7 protein-coding genes are annotated in these 5,047 nt (G+C 69.0%); 4 read left to right on the top strand and 3 right to left on the bottom strand.

All coding sequences use genetic code 11. From position 1 onward, the window contains the following. The first annotated feature begins 55 nt into the window (after nucleotides 1–55). A complete protein-coding gene (locus AC1D1G_RS41675) occupies nucleotides 56–361 on the top strand; it encodes an SRPBCC family protein (RefSeq protein WP_283333674.1) in 306 nt (101 codons plus the stop codon). A 72-nt stretch (nucleotides 362–433) separates the two neighbouring features. Here AC1D1G_RS41675 and AC1D1G_RS41670 read toward each other — a convergent pair whose 3' ends face one another. From AC1D1G_RS41670 to AC1D1G_RS41660, 3 genes are all read right to left on the bottom strand, one after another. Beyond that, entirely contained in the window at nucleotides 434–913 is a 480-nt protein-coding gene (locus tag AC1D1G_RS41670; RefSeq protein ID WP_005264322.1) for a DUF5130 family protein, read from the bottom strand. Beyond that, nucleotides 900–1,160 (bottom strand): aa3-type cytochrome oxidase subunit CtaJ, encoded by a 261-nt coding sequence (gene ctaJ / locus AC1D1G_RS41665; RefSeq protein ID WP_005248217.1) that lies wholly within the window; start codon nucleotides 1,158–1,160, stop codon nucleotides 900–902. Before ctaJ ends, AC1D1G_RS41670 begins: the two co-directional genes overlap by 14 nt. A 75-nt stretch (nucleotides 1,161–1,235) precedes the next feature. Then, nucleotides 1,236–1,907: an HNH endonuclease gene (locus AC1D1G_RS41660; protein ID WP_198602110.1), complete on the bottom strand. Its 672-nt coding sequence runs from the start codon at nucleotides 1,905–1,907 to the stop codon at nucleotides 1,236–1,238. Nucleotides 1,908–2,047: 140 nt separating this feature from the next. Between AC1D1G_RS41660 and AC1D1G_RS41655 the strand changes: the two genes are divergently transcribed. From AC1D1G_RS41655 to AC1D1G_RS41645, 3 genes are all read left to right on the top strand, one after another. Then, nucleotides 2,048–2,443, top strand: coding sequence for a globin (locus tag AC1D1G_RS41655; RefSeq protein WP_029537133.1), 396 nt, complete (start codon nucleotides 2,048–2,050; stop codon nucleotides 2,441–2,443). Between the two features lie 67 nt (nucleotides 2,444–2,510). Next, complete coding sequence (locus tag AC1D1G_RS41650) at nucleotides 2,511–4,106, top strand: glycoside hydrolase family 13 protein (protein ID WP_283333573.1); 1,596 nt, start codon at nucleotides 2,511–2,513, stop codon at nucleotides 4,104–4,106. Then, nucleotides 4,094–5,005 carry a DMT family transporter gene (locus AC1D1G_RS41645; protein WP_317567564.1) on the top strand — a complete coding sequence of 304 codons (912 nt, stop codon included), beginning with the start codon at nucleotides 4,094–4,096 and terminating at the stop codon, nucleotides 5,003–5,005. Before AC1D1G_RS41650 ends, AC1D1G_RS41645 begins: the two co-directional genes overlap by 13 nt. Nucleotides 5,006–5,047 lie beyond the last annotated feature (42 nt).

Below are 5,047 nucleotides of genomic sequence, written 5' to 3'. Positions count from 1 at the left end.
GGCGTAGAACGCATCGAGGTCGGCGTGCAGGATGGTCGCCTCGGCGCCACTCGAGATGCGCGGGCGCGGCGAATCGGACACGAACATATGTTCGCATCGACCACCGACAGTCCGGGAGCGTCTCGTCTCGTGCGACGAAGACGCGCGCCGACCGGCCTGGTCGATCGTCGACGGCCCCTACCGGCATCACCATGCGTCCGCCCAGGTCAGCGACGACGGCAACGGCGCGACCGTGTTCGTCTGGATCGCGGACATCCTGCCCGCGAGTCTCGCGGACTGGACCGCGCGGATGATGGAACTCGGCATCGACGCCGTCCGGCGGACGCTCGAGAGCGGCGACCGCGTCGTCGGCACCCGGTGAGACACCGACGGCCCGATCCGGTTCAGGAGGACTGAGCCGGATCGGGCCGCGCGGACGCTGATCTGTGCAGGTTTACGGCGAGGCGATTGCCGCGCTCATCACGCGGATGGCACTCACGAGACCGTCGATGAGGTCGCCGTCGCCGAACGAGGACACGGCGGCGGTGGCACCGAGCTGGGCGACCCGGTCGGTGACCCGGTTGGCCACGGCCCGGCCGCTGCGGATCTCGACCGTCCGCTGGTTGGGCGAGACCGCGATGAGCACGGACCGTTCCGCCTCGGGCGTCGTCGGGAACAGCGCGTCGGCGCCGGCTGCGGTGTCGGCGCCGAGGTCACCGATGTACGCGTTGAAGCGCACCTTCGTCTTGCGGGTGCCTTCGGTGAGGGCATCGTCGAGGCGGACGAGTTCGTCCGTCGTGAACGGCAGGTCGTCGGTGAACGGCTCACCGACACGGTGCACGCCCGAGATGCGACCACTGGAGGTCACGACGCTGCCGACAGGCAGATTGTCCGCGGATACCGCGGACGCGGGAATCAGGTCACCACTTGCCACTTGCCGAGCCTCCAATCAGGTCTGCCGAACCGGCGTGCGCGCCGTGGTGTCCGCCGTGATGACCGTGCGTGGTCACCTCGTCGACGGCGCTCCACAGCACCGGCGCGTGCGTCCATTCCTCACCGAGGTGGAACGCGGGCGGCACGGGGCCCGGCGTCTTCTTGCCGACGAACGACATCCCCGCGAAGAAGGCGGTGATCAACGCCGGAATTCCTACGAATATCAGCACTGTCTCGAGAATGCTCACAACGCAAACGGTAGCCCAGAACCGTGCGAGGGGAAGCGTCAGGGCCGAACTTCGCGAAGGGGACGCGCGGAACGCTCAGGCGGCACCTTCACCGAGGTAGGGCATCCACGACGGGTGCAGGTCCTTGGTGGACGCCAGGAGTCGCCAGTGCGGCCCCGACGGAGGCACCAGAGACGCCCGGAGCGTCCAGCCGAGTTCGCTCAGCAACTTGTCCGCTTTGCGGTGGTTGCAGGGTGCGCAGCAGGCCACGCAGTTCTCCCACGAATGCTCGCCGCCGCGACTGCGGGGAACCACGTGATCGACGGTCTCGGCCTTGGCGCCGCAATAGGCGCATCGGAACCGGTCCCGGTGCATGAGGGCTGCGCGGGTCATCGGAACGCGGGCGCGATACGGCACGCGCACATAGTTCCGGAGGCGGATCACGGACGGCACCTGCACGGCCCACTGCTCGGAGTGGACGACCGGGGCCTGGGGATCCTCGTGGACGGTATCGGCCTTACCGCAGGTCATCAACACCACGGCGCGGCGGGCAGGAAGGGCGGTGAGCGGCTCGTAGGTGACATTCAGAAGAAGCACCCGGCGCTTGATCCAGAGCGGAACCGCATTCTCGCCCGGGAAAGAAGGCTCTGCGCTGTGCGCGGAGCCTTCGGTGATCACTTGTAAAGCAAACGCCCCTGAAACCCCGGCACTCCGGGCATCAGTGGGCACGAGTTGTCGGTGCGCGCGGGCGCTGTGTCGATTCTTCATGCGACCTCCGGGAGATTGCCACCAAGTGCACCATGAATTGCCAGCTCGTGCACGTCCATTTCCGACAAAAATGCAGGACATTCGGTGAACAGACGGTGACGAAGACCGTTCGCGCCCGCACGTGCACAATGGAAGGCGCCATGACTGACGTGCAGCAGACCTTCTACGAGGCGGTGGGCGGAGCGGAGACGTTCCGCAAACTCACCGCGCGCTTCTACGAGGAAGTCGCCAAGGACGACATCGTGCGACCCCTCTACCCCGAGGAAGATCTGGGTCCGGCCGAGCGCCGGATGCGGATGTTCCTCGAGCAGTACTGGGGCGGACCGCACACCTATTCGGACGAGCGCGGCCACCCACGACTGCGGCTGCGTCACCAGCCGTTCAAGATCGGCCCGATCGAGCGGGACGCCTGGCTGCGGTGCATGCACACGGCCATCGCGTCGATCGACTCCGGCACCCTCGACGACGCCCACCGCAAGGCTCTCACCGAGTACATGGACATGGCCGCCGCGTCGATGGTGAACTCCGCCTTCTGAAACCGCCCCGCGCCGATTACGCCGGTCGAGTCGTGGTGCGGGCGATCGTTTGGCACGATGGGCGTTTGTGAGCACTCCCGCCGAAACGTCCGCCGACGACACGCAGCCGGCACCCTGGTGGTCCGACGCCGTCTTCTACCAGATCTATCCCCGCTCGTTCGCCGACGCGAACGGTGACGGTGTCGGCGACCTCCACGGAGTGCGGGACAAGCTGGGATACCTCGAACTGCTCGGTGTCGACGCCCTCTGGCTGAGCCCGGTCATGCGCTCCCCCATGGCCGATCACGGTTACGACGTGTCCGATCCCCGTGACATCGACCCGCTGTTCGGTGACCTCGCGACCATGGACGAGTTGATCGAGGCCGCGCACGCGCGGCAGATCAAGGTGACGATGGATCTGGTGCCCAATCACACCAGCGTCGAGCACGAATGGTTCCGCGCCGCCCTGGCGTCGCCGCCCGGCAGTCCCGAACGGGACCGGTACATCTTCCGCGACGGTCGCGGTGAGGACGGCGCGGAGCCGCCCAACAACTGGCCGAGCATCTTCGGCGGGCCGGCGTGGACGCGGATCACCGAGGCCGACGGCAAGCCCGGCCAGTGGTATCTGCACATCTTCGCGGCGGAGCAGCCCGACCTGAACTGGGACAACCCGGAGGTCGTCGACGATCTCACGAAGACGCTCCGGTTCTGGCTGGACCGGGGCGTCGACGGATTCCGCATCGACGTCGCGCACGGCATGGCCAAGCCGGAAGGTCTGCCGGACCATGACTGGTCCGCCAACGAACTGCTGCAGAACTCGGATGACGATCCGCGGTTCGACAACCCCGCGGTCCACGACATCCACCGCGGCATCCGCAAGGTGCTCGACGAGTACCCGGGCACGATGGCCGTCGGGGAGATCTGGGTTCGCGACAACGAACGCTTCGGCGAGTACATCCGGCCCGACGAACTGCACCTCGGGTTCAACTTCCGGCTGGCCGAGGCCGAGTTCTCGGCGGAGACGGTGCGGGAGGCGATCGAGAACTCCCTGACCGCCGTCGACCAGGTGGGCGGGACACCCACCTGGACCCTGTCGAACCACGACGTCGAACGGGAAGTCACCCGGTACGGCGGCGGCGAGATCGGCACGGCACGCGCCCGGGCCATGATCCTCGTCGAACTGGCGTTGCCGGGTGCGGCGTTCCTGTACAACGGTGCCGAACTCGGCCTGCCCAACGTCGACCTCCCCGATTCGGCGTTGCAGGATCCGGTGTGGGAACGGTCCGGTCACACCGAACGCGGCCGCGACGGCTGCCGGGTGCCCGTGCCGTGGGAGGGCACCGAACCACCGTTCGGGTTCAGCACCGGCGAGCCCTGGCTGCCGATGCCCCCCGAGTGGGCGGACCTCACCGTCGAGGCGCAACTCGAGGACGTCACGTCGACGCTGTCGCTGTACCGGGCCGCACTCGAACTGCGCTCGCTGCGTCCGGAGTTCTCCGGTCCCGGGGTCGACTGGTACGGGAGCCCCGCGGGCTGCTTCGCCTTCCGCAGGCGCGGCGGGCTGATCTGCGCCCTCAACGCCACCGACGCGCCGATCTCGCTGCCACCCGGTGAGGTGCTGCTCAGCAGCGCGCCGCTCGTCGAGGGGCAGCTCCCACCGAACGCGGCTGCGTGGCTCATCTGACCCGCGCTCCCGCAGTTGCGGCGGTCGTCGCCGCATCGATCCTGTTCGCCACCACGGGAACCGCGCAGGCCCTTGCGTCCCGCTCCCTCGGATACGACCTCGACCCGCTGGCCGTCGGCTCGGCCCGGGTCGTGGCCGCGGGCGCGCTCCTCGCGGCGTTCGCGGCGCTGCGCGGCGGACTCGGGTTCGGTGACGGCTCCGGGATTCGCCGCTATGCGTCCGCCGTGTGGGGCGGGATCGGGGTCGCGGCGTACCAACTCGGATTCTTCACTGGCGTGCAGAGCGCCGGGGTGGCCGCAGGAACCATGATCGCGCTGGGATCGGGACCCGCGTTCACCGGCGCGCTGCAATGGGCGGTGCACCGGCACCGCCCCGGCCCGGTGTGGGCCGTGTCCACCGTCATCGCCGTCGCCGGCATGGCGTTGATCGTGGCGGGCACGACCGGCGGCTCCGACTCGTCCGGGATCCTCGCGGGTGCATTGCCTGCGCTGATCGCCGGTCTCGGATACGCCGCCTACACGGTTGCCGGGTCGTCTCTGCTCGCAGCGGGTGCGAGCCCCGAGGCGGCGATGGGGCAGATGTTCGGTCTCGGTGGACTGTTCCTGATCCCCGTGCTCGTCGCGACCTGGCCCGGCGGCCTCGACACCGGAGCGGGCGCTGCGGCCGCCGTGTATCTGGCGATCGTCCCGACCGTGCTGGCGTATCTCCTGTTCGCCGCCGGTCTGCGGCGGCTGCCACCCGCGACGGTCGCGACGCTGACCCTCACCGAACCGGTGGTCGCGGCACTGCTCGGGACCGCGGTGCTCGGCGAGCAGCTGACCCTGGTCGCGGGGCTGGGCATGGCGGCCGTCGTCGCGTCGCTCGCCGTGCTGGCCACCAGCACGCTGCGGTCCGGCTGACGGCGCGCTACCGCGCGACCGTCAACGCAATCCCCCCACCGC

Source organism: Rhodococcus sp. P3_B8 (assembly GCF_056402775.1).
The sequence above is the reverse complement of the archived record's forward strand: the minus strand, read 5'-3'. Positions and strand labels throughout refer to the sequence as shown.